19 protein-coding genes are annotated in these 22955 nt (G+C 69.6%); 13 read left to right on the top strand and 6 right to left on the bottom strand.

Annotated elements, in window-relative coordinates; all coding sequences use genetic code 11:
• The first annotated feature begins 127 nt into the window (after positions 1 to 127).
• From FNH24_RS04725 to FNH24_RS04690, 8 genes are all read left to right on the top strand, one after another.
• Positions 128 to 2728 carry an esterase-like activity of phytase family protein gene (locus FNH24_RS04725; protein ID WP_152360989.1) on the top strand — a complete coding sequence of 867 codons (2601 nt, stop codon included), beginning with the start codon at positions 128 to 130 and terminating at the stop codon, positions 2726 to 2728.
• A 116-nt stretch (positions 2729 to 2844) separates the two neighbouring features.
• A complete protein-coding gene (locus FNH24_RS04720) occupies positions 2845 to 3810 on the top strand; it encodes a threonine ammonia-lyase (RefSeq protein ID WP_170304474.1) in 966 nt (321 codons plus the stop codon).
• A gap of 113 nt (positions 3811 to 3923) precedes the next feature.
• Positions 3924 to 4697, top strand: coding sequence for a phytanoyl-CoA dioxygenase family protein (locus FNH24_RS04715; RefSeq protein ID WP_152360988.1), 774 nt, complete (start codon positions 3924 to 3926; stop codon positions 4695 to 4697).
• 13 nt (positions 4698 to 4710) lie between these two features.
• On the top strand, positions 4711 to 5613 hold the full coding sequence (locus tag FNH24_RS04710; RefSeq protein ID WP_152360987.1) for a helix-turn-helix transcriptional regulator: 903 nt from the start codon (positions 4711 to 4713) through the stop codon (positions 5611 to 5613).
• Positions 5614 to 5705: 92 nt separating this feature from the next.
• Complete coding sequence (locus tag FNH24_RS04705) at positions 5706 to 6947, top strand: ABC transporter substrate-binding protein (RefSeq protein ID WP_152360986.1); 1242 nt, start codon at positions 5706 to 5708, stop codon at positions 6945 to 6947.
• On the top strand, positions 6944 to 7870 hold the full coding sequence (locus FNH24_RS04700; protein ID WP_152360985.1) for a carbohydrate ABC transporter permease: 927 nt from the start codon (positions 6944 to 6946) through the stop codon (positions 7868 to 7870). The genes FNH24_RS04705 and FNH24_RS04700 overlap by 4 nt, the downstream gene beginning before the upstream one ends.
• A gap of 2 nt (positions 7871 to 7872) precedes the next feature.
• A complete protein-coding gene (locus FNH24_RS04695) occupies positions 7873 to 8754 on the top strand; it encodes a carbohydrate ABC transporter permease (RefSeq protein ID WP_152360984.1) in 882 nt (293 codons plus the stop codon).
• Positions 8751 to 9587, top strand: a complete 837-nt coding sequence (locus tag FNH24_RS04690; protein ID WP_161605993.1) for an HAD family hydrolase — start codon at positions 8751 to 8753, stop codon at positions 9585 to 9587. The genes FNH24_RS04695 and FNH24_RS04690 overlap by 4 nt, the downstream gene beginning before the upstream one ends.
• 129 nt (positions 9588 to 9716) lie before the next feature.
• Here FNH24_RS04690 and FNH24_RS04685 read toward each other — a convergent pair whose 3' ends face one another.
• Both FNH24_RS04685 and FNH24_RS04680 read right to left on the bottom strand, forming a co-directional pair.
• Positions 9717 to 10667 carry an NAD-dependent epimerase/dehydratase family protein gene (locus FNH24_RS04685; RefSeq protein WP_152360982.1) on the bottom strand — a complete coding sequence of 317 codons (951 nt, stop codon included), beginning with the start codon at positions 10665 to 10667 and terminating at the stop codon, positions 9717 to 9719.
• 18 nt (positions 10668 to 10685) lie between these two features.
• Positions 10686 to 11489: a GntR family transcriptional regulator gene (locus tag FNH24_RS04680; protein ID WP_152360981.1), complete on the bottom strand. Its 804-nt coding sequence runs from the start codon at positions 11487 to 11489 to the stop codon at positions 10686 to 10688.
• Positions 11490 to 11824: 335 nt separating this feature from the next.
• On the opposite strand from FNH24_RS04680, the gene FNH24_RS04675 reads away from it, so the two are divergent.
• From FNH24_RS04675 to FNH24_RS04660, 4 genes are all read left to right on the top strand, one after another.
• Entirely contained in the window at positions 11825 to 13717 is a 1893-nt protein-coding gene (locus tag FNH24_RS04675) for a phosphoenolpyruvate carboxykinase (GTP) (protein ID WP_152360980.1), read from the top strand.
• A 189-nt stretch (positions 13718 to 13906) separates the two neighbouring features.
• A complete protein-coding gene (locus FNH24_RS04670; protein WP_152360979.1) occupies positions 13907 to 15004 on the top strand; it encodes a glycoside hydrolase family 183 protein in 1098 nt (365 codons plus the stop codon).
• A 44-nt stretch (positions 15005 to 15048) separates the two neighbouring features.
• Positions 15049 to 15513, top strand: a complete 465-nt coding sequence (locus FNH24_RS04665; protein WP_152360978.1) for an SRPBCC family protein — start codon at positions 15049 to 15051, stop codon at positions 15511 to 15513.
• Positions 15514 to 15628: 115 nt separating this feature from the next.
• Positions 15629 to 16645, top strand: coding sequence for a DMT family transporter (locus FNH24_RS04660; protein ID WP_217428039.1), 1017 nt, complete (start codon positions 15629 to 15631; stop codon positions 16643 to 16645).
• On the opposite strand, the gene FNH24_RS04655 is transcribed toward FNH24_RS04660, so the two are convergent.
• The 4 genes from FNH24_RS04655 to FNH24_RS04640 are packed head-to-tail and all read right to left on the bottom strand — an operon-like array spanning position 16635 to position 21275.
• Positions 16635 to 17954, bottom strand: coding sequence for an enolase C-terminal domain-like protein (locus tag FNH24_RS04655; RefSeq protein ID WP_152360977.1), 1320 nt, complete (start codon positions 17952 to 17954; stop codon positions 16635 to 16637). The genes FNH24_RS04660 and FNH24_RS04655 overlap by 11 nt on opposite strands.
• Before the next feature lie 58 nt (positions 17955 to 18012).
• Positions 18013 to 19575: an N-acyl-D-amino-acid deacylase family protein gene (locus FNH24_RS04650; protein ID WP_152360976.1), complete on the bottom strand. Its 1563-nt coding sequence runs from the start codon at positions 19573 to 19575 to the stop codon at positions 18013 to 18015.
• A gap of 37 nt (positions 19576 to 19612) precedes the next feature.
• The gene (locus FNH24_RS04645) at positions 19613 to 20920 is read right to left on the bottom strand and encodes a type III PLP-dependent enzyme domain-containing protein (RefSeq protein WP_152360975.1); all 1308 of its coding nucleotides are present in this window, start codon (positions 20918 to 20920) and stop codon (positions 19613 to 19615) included.
• Positions 20889 to 21275, bottom strand: a complete 387-nt coding sequence (locus tag FNH24_RS04640) for a RidA family protein (protein WP_152360974.1) — start codon at positions 21273 to 21275, stop codon at positions 20889 to 20891. The genes FNH24_RS04645 and FNH24_RS04640 overlap by 32 nt, the downstream gene beginning before the upstream one ends.
• A gap of 320 nt (positions 21276 to 21595) precedes the next feature.
• On the opposite strand from FNH24_RS04640, the gene FNH24_RS04635 reads away from it, so the two are divergent.
• Positions 21596 to 22741: a glycosyltransferase family 4 protein gene (locus FNH24_RS04635; protein WP_152360973.1), complete on the top strand. Its 1146-nt coding sequence runs from the start codon at positions 21596 to 21598 to the stop codon at positions 22739 to 22741.
• Positions 22742 to 22955: the final 214 nt, after the last annotated feature.

Raw genomic sequence — 22955 nt, 5'->3', positions numbered from 1 at the left:
CGTGGCGCCGAGTGGAAACCTGGCCGAAAGGTTCGGCTCATCTGCTCGCCATCTGATCGTGCGGTCCTCCTGGGATGCTCCCCCGGCGCAGGGGGCGCACGGGTGAAGCAGGGGGTCGAGGTCGCTGATGGCACGACGCAGGGGTACGAGATCGATCGCGGCCGGTGTGGCCGCTCTGTGGCTGGCCGGGGCCGGGCTCTCGGTGCCCGGGACTGCGGCCGCGGACGACGGCGCCGTGTTCCAGCGGACCGCGACCTATCCGGTCTATCTGAACAACGACGACGACCCGTCGGCCGAGACTGTGGCCGAGATCTCGACGGTCAGCGGGGACGGCAACACGCTGATCTACACCGATGCGCTGGCCCGGCAGATCGGGTTCCTCGATATCACCGATCCACATGCGCCGACCGGGCTCGGCACGCTGGCGCTGACCGAGCTCGGCGATGCGGAGGACGAGCCGACATCGGTCGCGGTCGTCGGTGACTACGTGCTCGTCGTGATCAACACCAGCGCCTCGTTCACCACGCCGTCCGGCCGGCTGGACGTGATCAAGCTTGCCGACCGGACGCGGGTGCGCAGCATCGAGCTGCCCGGCCAGCCCGACTCGATCGCCATCGCACCGGACGGCAGGACGGCGGCGATCGCGATCGAGAACGAGCGGGACGAGGAGGCCGGCGACGGCGGCCTGCCGCAGCAGCCGGCCGGCTTGATCAGCTTCCTTCGGCTGGCTCCGACCGGCCCGGCGCGCTGGACGCTGAAGAACGTCGAGATCGCCAACCAACTCGCCGGCATCGAGGGCATCGACACCCCGGAGGATCCGGAGCCGGAGTATGTCGCGTACTCACCCGACTCGTCCACCGTCGCCCTGACTCTGCAGGAGAACAACGCGATCGCGCTGTTCAACCCCCTGCGGGGGACCTTGATCAAGGCCTTCTCCGCGGGCACGGTCACGCTGACCGGGATCGACACGGAGGACGATGATCAGATCGATCCGACCGGCACGCTGACCGACCTCCCGCGGGAGCCGGACGCCATCGGCTGGGTCGATGATCATCACGTCGCCACCGCCAACGAGGGCGACTGGAAGGGCGGCAGCCGCGGCTGGACGATCTTCGACACCGTGACCGGCCAACCCGCCTGGGATGCCGGCAACTCTTTCGAGCACCTGGCGATCTCCAACGGGCTCTACCCGGAGCATCGTTCGGCAGACAAGGGTTCCGAGCCGGAAGGCTTGGCGATCGCCGAGATCAACGGCACCCGGTACGGGTTCGTCGCCGCCGAACGGGCCAACTTCGTCGCCGTCTACGACCTCACCGACCCGGTCGCGCCGGTCTATCGGCAGACCCTGCCGACCACGAACGGGCCGGAGGGGATCCTGCCGATCCCGGATCGGCACCTGCTCGCCGTCTCCAGCGAGACCGACGAGCCGGCGAACCGGGTCCGGGCGAGCGTCAGTCTTTTCCAACTGGGGCAGGGAAAGCCGGAGTTTCCGACCATCCACTCCGTCGGCGAGCAGCCGATCCCCTGGGGTGCACTGGGCGCCCTCAGCCGCGACGTCAACGCGGCGCACCGGCTCTATTCGGTGACCGACGCCGCCTATCAGCCGACCCGGATCCTGGGCATCGACGCGTCGGTGACCCCGGCGGTGATCGACACCGAACGGGTGATCACCAAGGACGGCAAGCCATACGCCGTCGACGCCGAAGGCATCGCGCAGCGACCGGACGGCGGGTTCTGGATTGCCGCCGAGGGTGAGACCGGCCCCGAGAACGCGTTGATCCGGCTCGACGCCGCCGGCGCGGTGCGGCAGGAGATCAAACTGCCCGACGAGCTAGCGGCCAAGATCAAGAGCCAGGGTCTGGAGGGCGTCGCGGCGGTCACCGTCGCCGGGGTCGAGCAGGTGTATGTCGCGCTGCAACGCCACCTGGACGGCGATCCCGACGACACCGCCCGGATCGGCCGCTTCGTCCCGTCCACCGGCCAATGGGAATGGTTCGGCTACCCGCTGGAACGGACCACAGCCGAAGGCGACTGGATCGGGCTGAGCGAGATCACCGTGATCGATGATCATCGGCTGGCGCTGATCGAACGGGACAAGCTGAACGGGCCGGACGCGGCGATCAAGCGGATCACCATGATCACCGTCCCGGCTGCGACCAGGGACGGCACCCTGACGCCGCTCACCAAGGAGACCGCGGTCGATGTCCTGCCGCTGCTCCGCGCGACGAACGGCTGGACCCAGGAGAAGCTCGAGGGGTTGACGATCGCCGGCGACGGGACCGTCTACGCGATCACCGACAACGACGGCGTGAACGACGCCACCGGCGAGACGATCTTCCTCCGGCTGGGCAGCTCGGAGGCGATCTTCTGCGCGAGTCCGGCACCGTCCCCGACGCCCGCTCCGTCCGGATCCCCCTCGCCGACGCCCAGCCGGCCGACTCCGAATGCACCGACCCCGACTCCGACTGAGACCCCCTCACCCGGCGGGCCGAGCACACCACCACCGAGCGACAACCCCACGGCCCTGCCGAGCGACGGCCCGAGCCACCCGTCGGCGCCGATCGGCAACCCGCCGGGTGACGGCGGACAACTCCCCGAGACCGGCGCGCCGGTGCCGCCGATCGTTCCGGTCGCAGCGGCGGTGCTGATCGGCGTCGGGCTTGCCCTGACCGCTGCCCGCCGCTCGACCCGGCTTCGGCCGGCCCCGACAGGACCCGACCGGTCCTGACCAGCCCTCCGGTCCCGACTGGACCGCCGGACAGGATTCGCCGACCCGTCACTTGTGCGCCGACACGCCGCAAAAACCGGCGCAGATGTGACGGGTCGGCGGTTTTAGGGTGGGGGATGGAACTGGACGTCGGGTTGGGGCGGATCGAGCGGGCGGCGCGGGAGTTGCCGGCGGTTTTTCGGGATACGCCGCAGTATGTTGAGGAGCAGTTGTGTGCGGCGGTTGGCCGGACGGTGTTGATCAAGCTGGAGATTGCCAATCCGATCCGTAGCTTCAAGGGGCGCGGGGCCGACACGATGCTGGCGTCGCTGCCGTCGGGTAGCTCGGTGGTCTGCGCCTCGTCCGGCAACTTCGGCCAGGCGATCGCGTACGCCGGCCGGGCTCGGGGGATGCCGGTCGAGGTGTTCGTCCCGTACGACCTCAATCCGGACAAGCGGCGCCGGATGGAGACGTTCGGCGCCCGGCTGACCCCGGCCGGAGCCGGCAGCGCCGAGGCCCGGCTGGCCGCCGCCGACTTCGCCGCGCAGCATCCGGAGGTGACGTTCGTCGAGGACGGCCGGCAGCCGGCGTTCGCCGAAGGGGCCGGGACGATCGGGGTCGAGCTGGCCCGGGCCGAGCCGTGCGACGCGGTTGTGCTGCCGGTCGGCGACGGGGCGTTGATCACCGGCGTCGCCCGCTGGCTCAAGGCGCACCGCCCGGACACCAGGATCGTCGGGGTCAGCGCCGCGGGCAGCCCGGCGATGGTCCGCAGCGTCGAGGCCGGGCACCCGGTCACGGTCGAGGCCACCACATTCGCCGACGGGATCGCGGTCAGTACGCCGATCGAGGAGTCGGTCCGCCGGGTCCGGGCGCTGGTCGACGAGTTCGTCCTGGTCGACGACGCGGCGATCCTGGACGCGATGGTGCTGGCCGCCCGGACCCTCGGCGTGCTGCCCGAACCGGCCGGCGCGGCCGGGCTCGCGGCCATCGCGAGCGGCGCGATCGCGGGCGACCGGGTGGCCACCGTGGTCACCGGAGCCAATCCGCGGCCGGAGGTCGCCGCCACCGTCGCGGCCCGGATCGGCGCTCCCGTGGCATCCTGATCCATGTCCGTTCCGCGAACATCGGCGTCCGGGCCGGGCCTTCCCGAAGGCCGGTCCCGATTCCTAGATTGGTGTTCGCAACGGACACACCTGACGGTCTCGAAGGAGCCTCGATGACGACCCTCACCACCCCCGCCCGTGATCTTGACCAGCTGGCCGCTGATCATGCCCGGGACGGTTTCGTCCTGGTCAAAGGCCTGCTGACCAAGGAGGAGGCGGCCGCATACCGGGCCCGCAGCCACGAGTTGATCAAGCGGCTGAACCGCAGCGACGACCCGACCTGGGCCTCGGCGGCCGACGTCGCGATGGGCCAGGCCACCAGCCTGCGGCACACCCACGACGCCCAGTTCTACGACTCGGCCTTCAGTAAGCTGCTGACCGATCCCCGGTTCACCGACGTCGCCGCCGCGGTGCTCGGCACCCCGAACGTGCAGCTGCACCACACCAAGCTGTTCATCAAGCCACCGGAGAACGGCTCGCCGTTCCCGCTGCACCAAGATCATCCGTTCTTCCCGCACAAGTACCACCGGATGGGCGCGGCGATCTTTCACTTCGACGATGCGCCGGAGGAGAAGGGGTGCGTCCGGGTCATTCCGGGCAGCCATAAGGCAGGCCCGCGGGAGCACAGCCCCGAGGGCAGCTATCACCTGACCGACGTGCCGTTCAGCGACGCTGTCCCGCAGCCCGCCGAGGCCGGCGACGTGCTGTTCTTCAGCTACCTGACCGTGCACGGCTCCGGGATCAACACCTCCGACGAGGCCCGGACCACCTGGCTGGTGCAGTATCGAGACCCGGAGGATCCGTCGCTGACCGACCAGCACACGCAGTCGCTGGGGCAGGGCATGATCCTGGCCGGCATCGATCCGACCTGCCGCAACCCGCAGTGATCACGATCCGCTCTTGATCATCGACGACGTCGCCGCATCGAGCAGCTTCACCGGCCTGCACGGGCTGCTCGATCGGTGCGTCGTCGACTCCTATGCGGCCGACTTCGTCAGCTGGGGCTTCTTCGAGCCGCGCTACTGGCGCAACTACGCCCACACCCACTCCTACTTCGAGATCTGCCTGGCTTTCGCCGGCCGCGGCACCTTCACCATCGACGGTGATCATCATCGGGTCGCCGTCGGCACGGTCTTCGTCGCCCGCCCCGGCCAGGTGCACGAGATCATCTCCGACCGCCGCGACCCGCTCGGCATCGCCTTCTGGGGTTTCACCCTCGCGCCCGGGCGCGGATCGGCGCCGTCCCGGCCGGGCTGGTGGCGCGGCCTGCTCGACACCGACCGGCCGGCCCTCTCCGATCGCCTCGGCCTGCTGCCGTTGACGATCAGCGCGCTGGCCGTCGAGGCGGCCCGGCCGCGATCCGGGCAGTCGGGCGTGCTGGCCGGGCTCGGCGCGACCCTGGTGATCGAGACCGCCCGCGCCTTCGCCGACGAAGCTGATCTTGCTCTGGAGACCACGCCGGTCGACCGGCGTTCGGTCGCGGTGGCGACGATGGAGCGCTATCTGCTGGACAATCTGGCCCGACCGCTGGTCGTCCGGGATGTCGCCGCGGTCGTCCACCTGTCCGAGCGGCACGCCGAACGGCTGTTCCAGGCCCAGACCGGCGAGCCGCTGAAAACGGCCCTGCGCCGGTTGCGGCTGGAGCGAGCAGCCCGGTTGCTGCTCGAGTCCAACGCCCCGGTCACCGAGATCGCCCGGCGCTGCGGCTATCCGGAGGTGCGCCCGTTCAGCACCGCGTTCCGCCGCCGCTTCGGCCAGCCACCGACCTCCTTCCGCCACACCGGCGGCACCCTGCACCTCTGATCACCCCGACTGAGAGCCGTTGACGCTGGTCTAGACCAGGCGTACGATCATGCCCGGACAGGTTCAGGTCGACCGCCGGAAACGGAGTCATCATGATCAGCAGACGTTCCCTGCTCGCGGCCGCCGGCGTCGGGGCGCTCGGTTCGACGCTTTCGCTCACCGGCTGCGGATCATCCTCCGACGACGACGGCGCGATCAGCGTCTACAGCTGGCGGCAGGAGGACACCGAGGGCTACCAGCAGTTGTTCGGCGCCTTCACCGCGGCCAATGCCGGGATCACGGTCGAGTTCGAGCCGTTCAACTCCACCGACTACGACCAGATCCTGGCCACCGCGATGAAGGCCGGCGATGCGCTGGACGTGATCCAGTTGCGTCCGTACGCCGCGGGCCGGGAGATCATCGACGGCGGCAGTCTGGCCCCACTGGACGACCTGCCCGGCCTGTCCGCGTTCAAACCGGCCGATCTCGGCGCGGTGAGCGGCTCGGACGGCAAGGTGTACGGCGTCCCGCTGGCGCTCAACGCTCTGATCAGCCTCTACAACGTCGATCTGTTCGAGAAGCACAAGATCGCCGAACCGACCACCTGGCCCGAGTTCCTGGACGCCTGCCAGAAGCTGAAGAGCGCCGGCATCGTGCCGATCGCCCAGTCGGGCAAGGCCGCGTACCTGTTGTCGATCTTGTACGAGGCCGTCGCCTCGGCCGCGCTGCCGGACGGCTTCGTCCAGGCCGCCCACGACGGCAGCGCCGACTTCACCGGCCCCGAGTTTCGGCAGTCGGTGCAACGGGTGCTGGACCTCAAGCCGTTCCTGCCGGACAGCTTCATCGGCATGGCCGACGACGAGGCGCGCGCGATGTTCGCCCAGGGCGAGGCCGCGATGTACATCAACGGCGACTACCGGATCAAGCCGCTGTTGGAGCTCAACGCCAAGCTCAACCTCGGCTACCTGCCCAGCCTGCCCGACTCCGGTTCGGCATCGCGCCTGTGCACGTTCGTCGACGGCGCGTACGCGGTGCTGGCCGACTCCAAGCACCTGGACGATGCCAAGAAGCTGCTGGCCTACCTGGCGTCGGCGGACTTCGGCACCGCGTTCGGTCAGGTGTTCTCCCGGCTCAGCCCGGTGCCCGGCACCAAGCCGGAGGACGACCTGCACGTCAAGCTCGCCGACGCGATCGCGTCGTCGGGCACCCAGAACCTGTTCATCGAGATCGGTGGCGGCCAGCCGGACGTGAAGTCGGAGTTCGAGAATGCGCTGCAGGGCGCCCTGGGCGGCCAGATCACCGCCGACGAGCTGTTCGCCAAGACCCAGGATGCCTACCGCAGCTCGAGGTCGTGAAGATTCTCGGTGCGTCGGGGCGTCGCGGCCCGGCCCGCATCTCGCCCTGGGTCCACCTGTTCGCGCTGCCGGCTCTGCTGTTGTACGGGCAGTTCGTGCTCTATCCGATCCTGACCACCCTGCTGAACAGCTTCTTCTCCTTCCGCGGCATCAATCGCGGCGCCTGGATCGGGCTCGACAACTTCGTCACCCTGTTCACCACCGCCCCGCTGAACGAGCGGGTGATCAACGCCGTCGGCAACAACCTGATCATGTTCGCCGGCGCCATGATCATCACCTTCGCAGCGTTCGTGATCGCGGCGCTGCTGCATCAGCTCACCGTCGGCCGGGAGTTCTTCAAGGCGGCGTTCTTCCTGCCCCGGCTGCTGTCCCTGGTCGTGGTCGGCTTCCTCTGGCAGCTGATCCTGAGCCCGCGATCGGGTGCCCTGAATGCCTTCCTGGAGGCGGTCGGCCTGGCCGGCCTGACCCAGGCCTGGCTGGGCACGCCGGACTCCGCGCTCACCTCGGTGATCGCGGTCGGCGCCTGGCACAGCATCGGCTTCTCGATCCTGGTCTTCCTGGCCGCGATGCAGGCGATCCCGTCCAACCTGTACGAGGCGGCCCGGCTGGACGGCGCCGGGCCGGGCCGGATCCTGTTCTCGCTCACCCTGCCGCTCACCCGATCGGCCTGGATGATCTTGACCGTGCTGGCGTTCATCGGAGCGTTCGAGACCTTCGACCTGGTCTACGCCATGCAGGGGGTGACCGGCGCGCCGTACTACGGCACCGACACCCTCGGCCTGTTGTTCTACCGACTCGCCTTCGGCGGCGAGGGCGGCACCGCCGCGGTCGGACTCGGCTCCGCGCTGGCCCTGGCGATGCTCGTGGTGATGGCCGTGGCCGCGATCGGGACGCTGCGACTCTTCCGGCCGGCGAAGGATTGATCATGGCGACGACCACCGCGATCATGAACGCGTCGGCGATCACGGCGACGCCCCGCGCCCGGCGTCGCCCGCTCCGGCCGGCCCGACTCCTCGGCTACGCCTTCCTGATCCTGTTCGCCGCGGCCCAGCTCGCTCCCGTACTGCTGATGATCACGAACTCGTTCAAGACCGACCTGGATGTGCTGAACAGCCCTGTCGGCTGGCCCTCGACCTTCCGGTTCGAGAACTATGCCGAGATCTGGCAGCGGGCCGACTTCGGCCGCTACCTGATCAACTCGGTCCTGGTGACCGCGATCTCGGTCGCGGCACTGATCCTGATCGCGTCCATGATCGCGTTCTATCTGGCCCGCTTCGACTTCCGCTGGAACCGGGCCCTGCTGGTGTTGTTCCTGCTCGGCCTGATGGTGCCGTTGCGGCTCGCGGTGATCCCGATCTTCAGCCTGATGAAGGATCTGCACCTGCTCGACTCCCTTGCCGGGCTGATGATCATCCACGTCGCCGAGCGGCTCTCGTTCGCGATCTTCGTGATGTACGGCTTCGCGCTGTCGGTGCCGCGGGAGATCGAGGAGGCGGCCCTGGTCGACGGGGCCGGCTGGGGCAACATCTATCTGCGGATCTTCCTGCCGCTGATGCGGCCGGCCCTCGGCACGGTCGCGATCGTGTCGGCGGTGAGCGTGTGGAACGAGTTCTTCTTCCCGCTCGTCTTGATCCGCAGTGAGGAGAACCGCACCCTGCCCCTCGGCCTGGCCACCGTGATGGCGGAGTTCCGGACCGAATGGGCCCTGCTGTTCGCCGGGCTGACGATCGCCGCGATCCCGATCATCGTGCTGTTCGTCCTGATGGCCCGCCAGTTCATCGACGGTATGACGGAGGGGACGCGGTGACCGCGACCGACCACGGATCGACACCCACGACCGCGGAGCGAGTGATCAGCTTCGACCTGGACGGGACCTTGATCAACGGGCCGTTCGCACGGGTGTTGACCGATCTCAGCGAGGAGCTGGCGCGACGCCACCAGGCCGACGGCGTGAAGCGGGAGATCATCCGCCGGCACGAACGACTGCTCGGCACCGACCTGCTGGCCGCCTACGACTGGCAGTCGATCGTCAGCGACTACCTCGACGAGCTCGGCCTGGTCGCCCCGTTCGACCTGCTGGAGCGGCTTGATCAGTATGCCGTGGAGGGGGCGACGACCATCCTGCATGACGGCACCGCCGACCTGCTCGGCGCGCTGCGCTCGGCCGGCTGGCGCGTCCTCGTCCTGACCAACGGCTGGCGCCGCTATCAGGAGCCGGTGCTGCGCCGAAGCGGCCTGTTGGCGGCCATCGACGGCATCGTGACCAGCGACGACGTCGGCGAGGCCAAACCGGCCGAATCGATCTTCGCCGCGGCGCGGGCCGGGGCGACCGACTACGTCCACGTCGGCGACCGGATCGATCATGACGTGATCGGCGGCAACGCCGCCGGAGCCCGGACCGTCCTGCTGCGTCCCGACATCCCGGCCGACCCGGCCGAGCTGCCCGCCTATCTGGCCCGGCTGGCCACCGCCCAGGGCGTACCGAATCCGGACCCGTCCCTCGCCTCGCCCGACCTCGTCACCTCGAGCCTGTCCGACCTGGTCGACCGCCTCACCCACCCCTCCCCCGCCGACTTGTCAGAACTGAGCAGCCCCCTGGGGCAACTCAGTTCTGACAACTCGGCTCCAGGGGCACGGTAGGCGTACGTTTTTCGACCACGGTCGACTTCCGCGGTGGGCCCGGGACCTTTCGCGCACGTTTCTCGACCGGAGTCGACTTTCGCGACGTCCGGTGGTGGGGCCGGGTGCGATCGTGAGGGAGGCCGGAGGTCAGGAGGGTTGGGGCAGCCGGCCGTCGCGGATCAGCCAGGCGATCGCCTCGCGGACCGTCTCCCAGCCGGTGTGGGCGGGCCGGAAGCCGAGCACGCGTTCGGCCTTGGCCGCGCTGGCGTGCGGGCTGTGCTCGATGTGGTCGGCGGTCGGACGCGCTGCGTCCTCGCCGACCCGGGCGACGAACTCGGCCCAGGGCAGCAGCTCGAGGTCGAGCGGATGGCCGTATTCGGTGGCGACCAGCTCGGCGTACCCGCGGAGCGTCATCGATTCGGTGGCGACCGAGTTGAACGCCTCGCCCGTCGCCCGACCCGGCTGGTCGAGCGCGGCCCGGTGGAGGTCCGCGACATCGGCGGCGTGGACGTGTTGGAGCAGCCCCGTGCCGCGTTCCGGCAGCACGGCGCGGCCGGAGGTGATCAGGTCCGCATAGACCGAGAGCTCGAGGTTGCCGGCCGGGTTGATCGGCACCCAGCCCGGGCCGGAGATGTGTCCCGGATGGATGACCGTCGCCCGGACCCGATCTTGGTCGCGGAGCAGGTAGTCCTCGATCCGCGCCTTGTTGATCCCGTACTCGCCGAACGGTGCCTTCGGGCTCGACTCGAGGACGGGGACGACCAGGTTGCGGCCGTAGGACCAGATGCTGCCGGTGTGGATCAGCTGAGTGCCGGGCACCAGTGCCTCGGCCAACTGCCGCGCCGAGTCGACGGTGAAGCAGGTGTGATCGATCACCGCCTCCGGCTCGAGTCCGGCGATGCGATCACCGAAGATGCCGTCCTGATCTTCCTGCTCCCGGTCGCCGGTGATCATGGTGACGCTGCCCCACGCGTCGTCGACGGCGTACGGGCTGCGCCGGCCGCGACTGATCACCGCCACCTCGTGGCCGGCACGGACCAGGCCCGGCACGAGAAATGTTCCGATATGACCGGTCCCACCGATGACCACAACGCGCATGGGGCGAGCCTACGCGGACTACTCCGCGGCGGGACCGGGGTCGTCGGCGGGCGCGGCCGCGGCGGGTAGATCGGTGTGCAGGACCACCTCGTACCGGTCGGCCCGATAGACCGAACGGCCGGACTCGATCACCGCGCCGTTGCCGTCGTGGCTGACGCCGAGGATCTCGAAGCCCGCCACCCCGGCCGACACCTCCAGCAACTCCGCATCGGCCGGCTGGACCAGGACCGCCCGGATCCGCTGCAGATGACTGGCGGCGCGCACGCCCCAGCGCCGGAACAGCACCCCGTGCAGCGAACCATGATCAAGTTCGAGCCGTTCGATGCCGGGGAACCGGTCGATCGCGATCTGGGACCTGATGATCGCCATCGGTTCGCCGTCGGCCGTGCGCAGCCGGACCAGGTCGAGATATCGGGCTCCGGCCTCGATGCCGAGTGCTTCGGCGACCGGCCGGGCGGCGGTCCGGACGCGTGCGCTGATCTTGCGCCCACCCGGCACCATCCCGCGGGCCCGGATGTCGTCGTCGTAGGAGGCGAGGTGCCGGGTGTGCACGAAGCGCGGCTGGGTAGCGAACGTCCCGCGGCGCGCGATCCGCTCCGCCAGACCCTGCTCGACCAGCCGGTCGACCGCTTCACGCGCGGTCATCCGGGCGATCCCGAAATGTTCGGCGATCACCCGTTCCGAGGGCAATTCGGCGCCCGGATTGAGGTCGCCGACCAGGCTGCGGAGGCGGGCGACGAGTTGCTCGCCCCGGGTTCCGGCGCCGTCGAGGCTGCGGGAGGTGGCCGACAACAGCTCGGCGCCCGTCTGACCTTGCGTCACGATCCTCCTCGCCCCCGGTCCGGCCTCAGGTCATTATCCGATGCTCGGGACGGGCTCGCGGCCACCACCCCGTCCCCGGCCGCTCGGCGGACACGCCGGAGTCGCAACAACGTTTCACTGGTCTGGTCGGGGACGCCGCCAACCGGCTTCTGTGCCTCGGCTCACTTGCTGAGACCGTGACCGCCGTCACCGATCTCAGGAATCATCCCTGGTCAGACCGACTATCGAGGCAATGTGAGGGGCCTCACAAGTCAGCAGGCGCTTTCCGAACATAATACCAGTGCACGTGGTGGGCTATGGTCAGTCCACCGCCCCCACTGGTCTCTTTTGAAGGGATGTCGACCGTGACCGCTACCCTCGATCCCACCCGACTCGCGCCGGCCACGAGCCACGCGCCGACCACCCATACCGCCCTGCTGGCCTGGGTCGCCGAGGTCGCCGAACTGACCCAGCCGGACGAGATCCGCTGGTGCGACGGTTCGGCGGCGGAATGGACCGAGCTGACCGACCAGCTGGTGGCCGCGGGCACGCTGACCCGGCTCGACCCGATCGCCAAGCCCAACTCGTTCTACGCCCGGACCGACCCGAACGACGTCGCCCGGGTGGAGGACCGCACCTACATCTGCAGCCGGGACGAGGTCGACGCCGGGCCGACCAACAACTGGATGGCCCCGGCCGAGATGAAGTCGATCATGACCGACCTGTACCGCGGGTCGATGCGCGGCCGCACGATGTACGTGGTCCCGTTCTGCATGGGGCCGCTCGATCCTTCGACAGGCTCAGGACAAGCTACGCAGCCGATGTTCGGCGTCGAGCTCACCGACTCCGCCTACGTCGCGATCAGCATGAAGGTCATGACTCGGATGGGCGCCGAGGTGCTGGCCGCGATGACCGCCGGTGGCGACGCCGATTTCGTACCCTGCCTGCATTCCGTGGGAGCTCCGCTGGAGCCGGGGCAGGAGGATGTGGCCTGGCCGTGCAGCAAGATCAAATACATCAGCCACTTCCCGGAGGAGCGGGCGATCTGGTCCTACGGCTCCGGCTACGGCGGCAATTCCCTGCTGGGCAAGAAGTGTTACTCGCTGCGGATCGCCAGCGCGATCGCACGGGACGAGGGCTGGCTGGCCGAGCACATGTTGATCGTCAAGCTGACCTCGCCCGAGGGCCGCTCGTACACGATCGCCGCGGCCTTCCCGAGCGCCTGCGGCAAGACCAACCTGGCCATGATCAATCCGACCCTGCCCGGCTGGACGGCCGAGATGATCGGCGACGACATCGCCTGGATGCGGTTCGGCGACGACGGCCGGCTGTACGCGGTGAACCCGGAGTTCGGACTGTTCGGCGTGGCGCCGGGCACCGGCTGGCAGACCAACCCCAACGCCATGCGGGCCATCGAGCGCGGCAACGCGATCTTCACCAACCTTGCCCTGACTGATCATGGTGACGTCTGGTGGGAGGGGATGAGCGCTACTCCGCCGGCCCACCTGACCGACTGGCGCGGCCGGAGCTGGACCCCGGACGACGGGCCCGAGGGCGGCGCACCCGGCGACCCCGCGGCCCATCCGAACAGCCGCTTCTGCTTCCCGATCGAGCAGGTGCCGGTGCTGGGCGACGACTACCACAGCGCCCGGGGCGTGCCGATCGACGCGATCCTGTTCGGCGGCCGGCGGCGGGACACCGTGCCGCTGGTCAGCCAGGCCCGGGACTGGGAGCACGGCGTCTTCCTCGGCGCGACCCTGTCCAGCGAGACGACCGCCGCGGCGACCGGAGCCGTCGGCGTGGTCCGCCGCGACCCGATGGCCATGCTGCCGTTCCTCGGCTACAACGTCGGCGACTACTTCGCCCACTGGCTGGAGCTCGGCTCGCGGCACCCGAACGCCCAGCTGCCGCCGGTGTTCTACGTCAACTGGTTCCGCCGCGACGCCGACGGCAAGTTCCTCTGGCCCGGATTCGGTGAGAACAGCCGGGTGCTGAAGTGGATCACCGAACGACTGGACGGGACCGCCGACGCGGTCGAGACACCGATCGGCTCCGTCCCGGTCGCCGGCGGCCTGGACCTCACCGGCCTCGACCTGTCACCGGAGGCGGTCGCCGCCGCCGTCGCGTACCACCCGGCGGAGTGGCAGACCGAGGTGCCGCGAATCGAGGAATGGTTCGCCCGCGTCGGCGACCGCCTCCCGCCCGCTCTCCGTACCGAATTGGACCGCCTCCGCACCGAACTCACCTGACCCTGTCTGTCCGTTCCCTGAGCCTGTCGAAGGGCAAGCCAGATCGCGTCTGACGCTCTGGTCCAACCAATTCATCGGACCTGCCCTTCGACAGGCTCAGGGAACGAACGAGCTTAGGCCCTGGTGCCTCCACCTGTTCTGGGTTAGCGTGTAATCGATTTCAAGCGTTGACTCGACGGAGAGGAAGCCATGAGCACCTTCAATCCGCGGATCTCTCGCTCGACACTGCTGCGGGGCACGGCAGGCGTCGTCGCGGGAGGCGCGCTCGCCGGACTGGCCGCGGGATCGGCCGAGGCCCAGCCGCTGGCCCTGACCGTCAACAAGGTCAAGGACCTGACCGGGCCGGGGTTGACCACCGAGTGGGAGATGGAGGCGACCGACCTCGGCATCCCGGTGTCGACGCCGGACGGCCGTACCCTCTACGTCTTTGGCGACACCTTCGAGCACACGATCGGCGACGCCAACTGGCGCTCCCCGGTCGGCCTCTACTCGACCACGACCAATCTGGCCGGCGGCGTCACCTGGTCCGGCGCGGTCGGCGGCGCCACCGCCCGGCAGTTCTGGGACTACCCGCACAACAATCCCGAGTTCTCCACCGTGCTGCCGTCGGACGTGATCAAGATCGGCAACCGGATCTATCTGCACGCCATGGTCAACAAGGGCCTGGGCAACGTGATCCGCTGTGAGATCTGGTATTCCGACGACTCCGGCAACACCTGGATCGACAGCGGCGCCCGGATCCCCGGCAACTGGCTCGGCGGGATGGCGCAGCTGGTCGGCTGGGGCCTGGGCAACGATGACTACGTCTACATCTACTCGACCGGCTTCCAGCGGGACAAGCCGATCATCCTGCACCGGGTCCGGACCGCGAACCTGACCAATTATCAGGCCTGGGAGCCGTGGGGCTACGCCGGCAGTGCCTGGAACTGGGGCAATCCGCCGACGCCGATCCTGGACGGCCGGTTCGGCGAGATGTCCTTCCGTCCGCTCGGCGGCAAGTGGATCCTGACCTGGTTCAACGAGGGCGACTACCGGATCGAGGGGCTGATCGCCGACACCCCGACCTCCAACCTGCACACCGCCAAGCGGGCCACGTTCCTGCACGGCACCAGTTGGGGCAACGAGGACGACACCCACGTCGCCCAGTTGTACGGCGGGTACGTGATCCCCGGCTCGACCCTGGATGATCTTCATCTCGCGGTCAGCCAGTGGAACACCACGCCCGGAGCCAACAACTGGCCGTACCGGGTGATGCAGTTCCGGGTCCAGGGCTTCGGCAGCTCCTGAGCCCCGGCTGGTTCGGTCGCCGTCGGGACGGGTACAGCTCACGGATGAGCGACAACGACAAGATCACTGTCACCAGGACGATCGACGCCTCGGCCGACGCACTGTTCGACGTTCTCGGCAATCCGCGGCGGCACCCGGAGCTGGACGGTTCGGGGTTCATCCGCGGCGTGGGAGAGCAGGCCGACCGACTGCAGCAGGTCGGTGACCTGTTCACGATGGAGATGTCCGGCGATCACATGGGCGGCGACTACAAGACCGACAACCGGGTGACCGGCCTGGTGCCGAACAAGCTGATCGCCTGGAAGACGGCGCCGGCCGGGACCGAACCGCCCGGCTGGGAATGGGTCTGGGAGCTCGATCCGCTCGGCCCCGACCGGACCGAGGTGTCGCTGACCTACGACTGGAGTCAGGTGAGCGACCCGGACCTGCTGGCGAAGATCAAGTTCCCGTTGGTGCCGCAGGAGGCGCTCGAGGACAGCCTGGCCAAGCTGGCGGCCACAGCCGCCTGATCGGGCGGGGCCTTCCCGGCATCGGCTCACGTTCCGGCCCGCCCGGGCGTCTACCTCGGTGAGGACTTCGCGGGATCCGGGAATGGCCGCTCGGCCGGGGTGGTTGTATCGGCACGTGCGCACCCCAGTCGAGCCCACCTCCGGCCCCGAGGCCACGGCGGCGGCGCCGCACGCCTATTCGAGGGCGGTCCGGACCGCGACGATTCCGGCCCTGGTGGGCATGGGCGCGCTGATGTCGATTCAGTCCAAGATCAACGGACAACTCGCGCACGAGCTGGGCACCGGGCTGCGGGCGGGCGCGCTGGCGGCGGTGATCAGTTTCGGCAGCGGGCTGCTGGTGCTGACCGTGGTCGTGTTGGCGCGGGCGTCGGCCCGGCGCGGTGTGGTCCGGCTCTATCGCGGCGTGGCCGGCGGCGAGGTGCCCGTGTGGCTGATCCTCGGCGGGCTGGCCGGCGCCATGTTCGTCGCGTCTCAGGGGCTGACCGTGCCGGTGCTCGGCGTCGCCCTGTTCGTGGTGGCGTCGGTGGCGGGACAGTCGACCGGCGGACTGTTCGTTGATCATGCCGGCGTCGGGCCCGGCGGGCCGCGGCCGGTCACCCGGGGCCGGATCATCGGAGCCGCACTGGCCGTGGTGGCGGTGGCGCTCTCGGCGTACGGGAGCCAGACGGCGGCCGTGCCGCTCGCGGCCCTGGCGCTGGCCCTGCTCCCGTTGATCGCCTCGATGGGCAACAGCGTGCAACAGGCGATCAACGGTCGGGTCGCGGTCTACGCCGGGCCGTGGCCGACGACGTTCAACAACTTCGCGGTCGGGTTCCTGGCGTTGGTGATCTTCTTCGGCGTCTCACTGCTGGTGCCGGGACAGCTGATCGGGCTGCCGGGCCAATGGTGGCTCTATCTCGGCGGCGTGATCGGGATCTGCTACATCTGGTCGGCTTCGATCCTGGTCCGGATCCACGGTGTGCTGATCCTCGGGCTGTGCGCGATCTGCGGCCAGGTGGTGTCGGCGATCGTGATCGATCTGATCTTCGCGCCGGACGAGCTGACGACCTACTCCTACGTGGCGGCGGCGATCACGCTGCTCGGCGTGGTGATCGCCACCCTGCTCCGGCCGCGCCGAACGGTCAGCGGCTGAACTGCCCGCTCTCGAACAGCTCGACCCAGCCGGGTCCGCCCGGATAGGTCCACCGCTCGACCGACTTCTCGTACATCTCACCACTGGCCCCCGGTGCCGACGGCGCCTGGTAGCGGCCGCCCTCGACCACGACGGGATCGACGAAGTGCTCGTGCAGATGATCGACGTATTCGATCACCCGGCCGTCCTGACTCGCCGAGACGGCCGCGTAGTCGATGAACGAGAAGTGCACCACCAACTCGCACAGACCGACGCCGCCGGCGTGCGGGCAGACCGGGATGCCGAATTTGGCGGCCAGCAAGAGATTGGCCAGGTTTTCGTTCGGCCCGGCGAAGCGGGTCGCGTCGATCTGCAACACGTCGATCGCCTCGGCCTGCAGCAGCTGCTTGACGATGATCCGGTTCTGCACGGCCTCGCCGGTGGCGATCTTGATCGGCGCCACCTCGCGTCGGATCCGGGCGTGACCGAGCACGTCGTCCGGTGAGGTGGGTTCCTCGATCCAGTAGATGTCGGGGTCGCCGATCGCCTTGATCCACGGGGCGGCCTCGTGCACCTCCCACTTCTGGTTGGCGTCGACGGCGATCTTGATCTCCGGCCCGACCGCTTCCCGGGCCAGCTTCATCCGCCGTACGTCATCCTCGACCGAACCGCCGACCTTGAGCTTGATCAGATCGAAGCCCTCGGCGACGGCCTCTTTGGCCAGCGTGACCATCTTGTCGTCGCTGTAGCCGAGCCAGCCGGCCGACGTGGTGTAGGCGGCGTAGCCGGAGGCCTTCAGCTCCGCGATCCGCTCGGCCTTGCCCGGCTCGGCCCGGCGCAGGATCTCCAGCGCCTCGTCCTCGGTCAGCGCGTCGCGCAGGTGGGAGAAGTCGACCGCGGCGACGAACTCCTCCGGGGTCAGGTTGGCGATCAACTCCCACAGCGGCAGGCCGGCCCGTCGCGCCTTGAGATCCCACAGCGCAGTCAGTACGGCACCGGCCGCCATGTGCGCGACGCCCTTCTCCGGCCCGATCCAGCGGAACTGCGAGTCGTGGATCAGCGCCTTGGACACGGCGCCGAGATCGTCGAGCAGCGACTCGACGTCGGAATCCGGGATCAGGGCGACGACCGACTCGATCGCCGCGGCGACGACCTCGTTGCCGCGGCCGGCGGTGAAGACCAACCCGTAGCCGGAGTCGCCGGCGTCGGTGGTCAGCACCAGGTAGGCACCCGAATAGTCGGGATCGACGTTGACCGCGTCGGACCCGTCGAGCTCGAGAGAGGTCGGGAATCGGACGTCAAGGACCCTGCTGGAGGCGATGCGCGACATGATGTCCTTTCGGCTGCGGCAGGGCCACGATACATCAGATCAATCGGCAACGGCGAGCTCAATTGCGACGGATCGACCGGCCCGACCGCACGCCGGTCAACTGACCGGCCGCGAGCACCTGCTCGCCACCGACCCAGACGTCGTCGATGCCGTCCGCCGGCCGCCGCGGGTTCAGATACGTCGCGTTGTCGCGGATCCGGACCGGATCGAGCAGAAACAGGTCGGCCGCCGCGCCCGGCCGCAGCTCGCCCCGCCGGCCGAGCCGAAACCGGCGGGCCGGCAGCGCACTGCTGTGCCCGGCCAGCTCGGACCAGCTGAGATCGCCGCGTTGCCTGACGAACACGTCCATCAGCCGGGCGAACGTGCCCCAGCCGCGCGGGTGGGTGCTGCGGCCGAGATAGATCCCGTCCGACCCGGTCAGTTGGGCCGGATGCGGCAGATTGCGGGCCAGTTCGTCGTCGCCGCGGTCGGACTGGGTCCGCATCACGGTGCTCACCTCGAGGTCGGCCGCGGCCAGCATCCGCAAGCCCAGGTCCATCGGCTCGACCTCGGCCCGGCGAGCCGCCTCGGCCAGGGTCAGCCCGTGCGCCCAGCCGTACTGCGGGGCCGCGATGTGGGCCAGCGCCAGCTTGTCGGCCCAGGTCGCGCCGAGGTGCTCCTTCGCCACCAGCCGGGGCAGCCAGGATTCGATCACCGCGGTCCGGCCGGCGGGCGTGGCCAGCGCCTCGGCGGTCTCCTCGAAGCCGCGGGCGAGGAGTTCCGGCGGCAGCAGCACCATGCCGAGCACCGAGCAACCGCGCGAGTACGGATACCAATCGAAGGTCAGATCAATTCGTGCCGCGGCCTCTTCCAGCAGGGAGGCCATCAGCTCCGGCCGGGCGTGGAAGTGGGAGATGTGGCCGCGGGCGCCACTGCCCTCGCAGATGCTGATCACCTCGTCCAGCCCGATCGCGGACTCCTCTTCGTAGCCGCGCATGTGGCTGACGTAGAGCCCGTCCACGGCCGCGACCGGCCGGCACAGCTCGGCCAGCTCGGCGGCGTCGGCGAAGAGGCCGGGCGTGTAGTCCAAGCCGGTGGACAGGCCGAGCGCGCCGGCCGCGAGACCCTGCTCGACCAGCTCGCGCATCGCGGCCAGCTCGGCCGCCGTGGGCCGGCCCGCCCGGAACCCCATCACCTCGTGCCGCACCGTGCCGGCCGGCACCAGGTAGCCGACGTTGACCGGGGTGGTCCCGTCGTAGCCGGCCAGCAGCGCCGGCACCCCGCCGCCGCGATAGGTCGGGTGCGCGCCGTTGATCGCCGCGAAGTAGCGGGTGGCGTAGCGGCCGTCGCCCGGGGCGTACGAAACGCCGTCCTGGCCGGCGATCACCGTCGTCACACCCTGCCGGAGCAGCGCCAGCGCGACCTCGTCGTCGAACACCCGCCCGTCGGCGTGGGTGTGCGCGTCGATCATCCCGGGCATGATCAACCGGCCGGTCGCATCGACCTCGAGATCGTCGGGTCGCGTCTCGATCCGGCCCACCTGGTCGATCTCGCCACTGACAATGGACAGGTCGGCTTCGGCCGTCCCCGTCTCGTCCACGACCCGGCCGCCGCGCAGGACGGTACGGCGAGCGGTCGTCATGATCGTCTCCCTCGACAGAATCGGCTGCGCGTCAAGATCAGAAGTAGGTCAGCACCGCGTCGACCACCGTCGGGTCGTCGGGCTGATTCGACTCCACCACACCGATCACGCGCCACTTGTCGAACGCCGTGCAGGGATGGGAGAGCCCGAGCCGGACCAGGTCTCCGACCTCGAGTTCGGAGTCGGCGGCGACGTCGAGATAGCCGTGTTGATCATTGAGGCTGATCACCGTCGTCGCGCCCGGATCGATCCGGCGCAGGCCGTCGTCGGTGCGTCGCCGCGCGTCCAGCACGATCGGCAGGTCCTGGTCGAACGGGACGTCCCGCCGGCCCGCGTCGATGATCACCCGGCCGGGCTCGGGCCGGGACAGCACCGTCGCCCAGGTGCTGATCGCCGGGACGAACTCCGGCCCGGCACCGCGGGTGCTCGGCGTCACCTGGGCATAGTGCAGATCGTCGTGCACCGCGTACGCCCCGGAGCGGATCACCACGTCCACCCCGTCCAGACCGCCGAACGCCGCCGCGACCCGGTCGAAGTGGGAGCTGCCGCCGGCGGTGATCACGGGCCGGTCGCTCTCGTACAACTCGGTCAGCTGGTGATGCAGCTCGACGACCGACTCCAGGAAGGCGTCGACGGTGGCCAGCCCGGCCGCGTCGGCGCCGATCCCCGGCACCGCGCCCTCGTAGCAACTGATCCCGGCCAACCGCAGCCGATCGGCGGCGACGACGGCCTCGGCCACCGCCCGGACCGCCAACGGGTCGCGCGCGCCGGCGCGGCCGCCGACCCCGCCGACCTCGACGCACACGTCCAGCGGCCGGCTGCCGTGTCCGGTCAGCGCCTGCTGCATCAGCTCGACGCCGGCCACCGAGTCGACCCAGCAGGTCAGACCGAAGGCCGGATCCCGGTCGAGCTCGGTGCCGATCCAGGCCAGCTCCCGCGGGTCGACGAGCTCGTTGGCGACGATCAGATCGGGCACGCCGACGGCGCGGGCGACCCGGAGCTGGAAGGCGTTGGCGACCGTGATCGCGACACAGCCGGCGCGCAGTTGGTCCAGCCACAGGCTCGGCGCCATCGTGGTCTTGCCGTGCGGCGCGAGCACGGCACCGCGCTCGGCGCACCAGGCGTTCATCCCGGTGATGTTGGCGTGCACGGCCGAACGGTCGATGATCATCAACGGTGAGCCGAGCGACGACAGCGGCCGACTCGAGGCACGCAACTCGCCGATCGTGCTGTCGGCCCCGGTGAATCCCTTGTGGCGCCAGTCGAGCGGCACGTCGCCATGATCGGCAACGGTGCGCTCGAGCGCCGCGGTGCTACCCGGCCTGCGGGCGGACGGCGACGACATCGATCTCGACCAGGATGTTCATCACCTGCGAGCCGACCGTGGTCCGCACCGGGAACGGCTCGACCAGCCGGCTCCGATAGACCTGGTCATAGCCGGCGAAGTCGCGGTGCAACTCCTGCAGGTGGGTGGTCACCTTGACGACGTCACCCCAACCGAGCCCGGCCGAGCCGAGGATCGCCTCGAGGTTGTCCAGCACCCTCGCCGTCTGCTCTTCGATCGTCTCGCCGACGACCTGGCCGCTGGCCGGATCGACCGGCCCGACCCCCGCGGTATAGAAGAAGCCCCCGGCCGCGATGCCCTGGGAGTAGCTGCCGCCGGGCTTGGCAGCCAGGTCGGTCTGGAACGCCTCACGCATGGGCACCACCGTAATGCCCGCCCCGATCCGCCCGACCGACCGGGGCAGGAGCCGGAGATCGGGAGGACCGCTTGTTCCGTTCCCTGAGCCTGTCGAGGGCAAGCCCCAGCTCCTCGCCGAGACGAAGAATCAGGACGAAAGCAGAAGTACGGCAGGAACCGCTTGTTCCGTTCCCTGAGCCTGTCGAAGCATGTCCTGAGCCTGTCGAAGGGGGCAAGCCCGATCCCCTCGCCCGGCGTAGCCGAACCGACCGGTGACCGTTCCCGACTCGTCACGCGGTCGTTGCCCCGGCGACGGTCCGAGCCGGGATCGTCGACAGTATGAGGGTCGCGCTGATCGCCGAGTCCTTCCTCCCCCAAACCAACGGTGTCGTCCACTCGGTCCTCCGGGTCCTGGAGCACCTGCACGCCCGCGGTGACGAAGCCCTGGTCATCGCCCCGGCCGATCCGGTCGGCGTGCCGATGATCATGTCCGGTGCCCCGGTGATCACGGTGCCGTCACTGCCGCTGCCGATCTATCCCGAGGTGCGGATCGCGGGCGGACCCGCGGCTCCGGTGGCGTCCCTGCTGCGCGACTTCCGTCCGGATGTGATGCATCTGGCCTCGCCGTTCATGCTCGGCTGGCGTGGCGTGCTGGCGGCCCAGGCGGTCGGCCTGCCGACCGTTGCGGTGTATCAGACCGACGTGCCCGGGCTCGCCGTGCGATCCGGCTTCCGGCTCGGCGAACGCCTGCTCTGGCGCCGGATCCGCGACCTCCACTCCCGCGCCACCCTGACCCTCGCACCTTCCTCGGCCTCGGTCACGGCCCTGGAGGCGCAGGGCGTCGAACGGATCCGGTTGTGGCGTCGCGGGGTCGACTCGCGGCGATTCCGGCCGGACCGTCGTGATCATGAACTGCGCCGCCGGCTGGCCCCGAACGGCGAGAAGTTGATCGGCTTCGTCGGCCGACTGGCCGCCGAGAAACAGCTTGATGATCTTGCCGTGCTCCGTGATCTTCCCGGCTGCCGGCTGGTGATCATCGGCGACGGGCCGGAACGTCGACGTCTGGCCACCGTGCTGCCGGAAGCGATCTTCACCGGCATGCTGCACGGAGATGATCTTGCTCGGGCCGTCTCCGGCCTCGACGTGCTGGTGACGCCGGGCGAGTCGGAGACGTTCTGTCAGGTGGTCCAGGAGGCGATGGCGAGCGGCGTCCCGGTGGTCGCCCCGGCCGCGGGCGGGCCGCTGGACCTGATCGATCACAGTCGCACCGGTTGGCTCTATCCGCCGGGCGAGTTGCTGACGATGCGCGACCGGGTCCGCGACCTGGTCGGCGACGACGCCAAGCGGGAAGCCTTCGGTCGCGCCGCCCGGGCCTCCGTCCTGCATCGCGGCTGGCGCCCGGTCTGCACCGAACTGGTCGGCTACTACGCCGAAGCCGCCGACCTGCACGCCGCCTCCCTCCGCCGTTCCGCTCATCGTCGCTGACCGCCCGGTCCGGCGATCGCGGCCAAGCTCTCTTCGCGCCCGTTCCTCGCACTTCGCACCGACTACTGCTGTCGCGTGGTGCGGAGAGATGGGGCGAAGAGCACCCGAGCAGAACCCCGGAGCGATCTTGCGCGCCACGGCCGGGTCACAACGGTGCTGCCCCCTTCGCGCCTCTTCCTCGTGCTTCGCGCCAGCTACAGCCGTCGCGAGTGAC

Source organism: Microlunatus speluncae (genome assembly GCF_009299835.1).
Taxonomy (GTDB): domain Bacteria; phylum Actinomycetota; class Actinomycetes; order Propionibacteriales; family Propionibacteriaceae; genus Microlunatus; species Microlunatus speluncae.
This window is presented reverse-complemented; position numbering and strand designations above follow the sequence as displayed.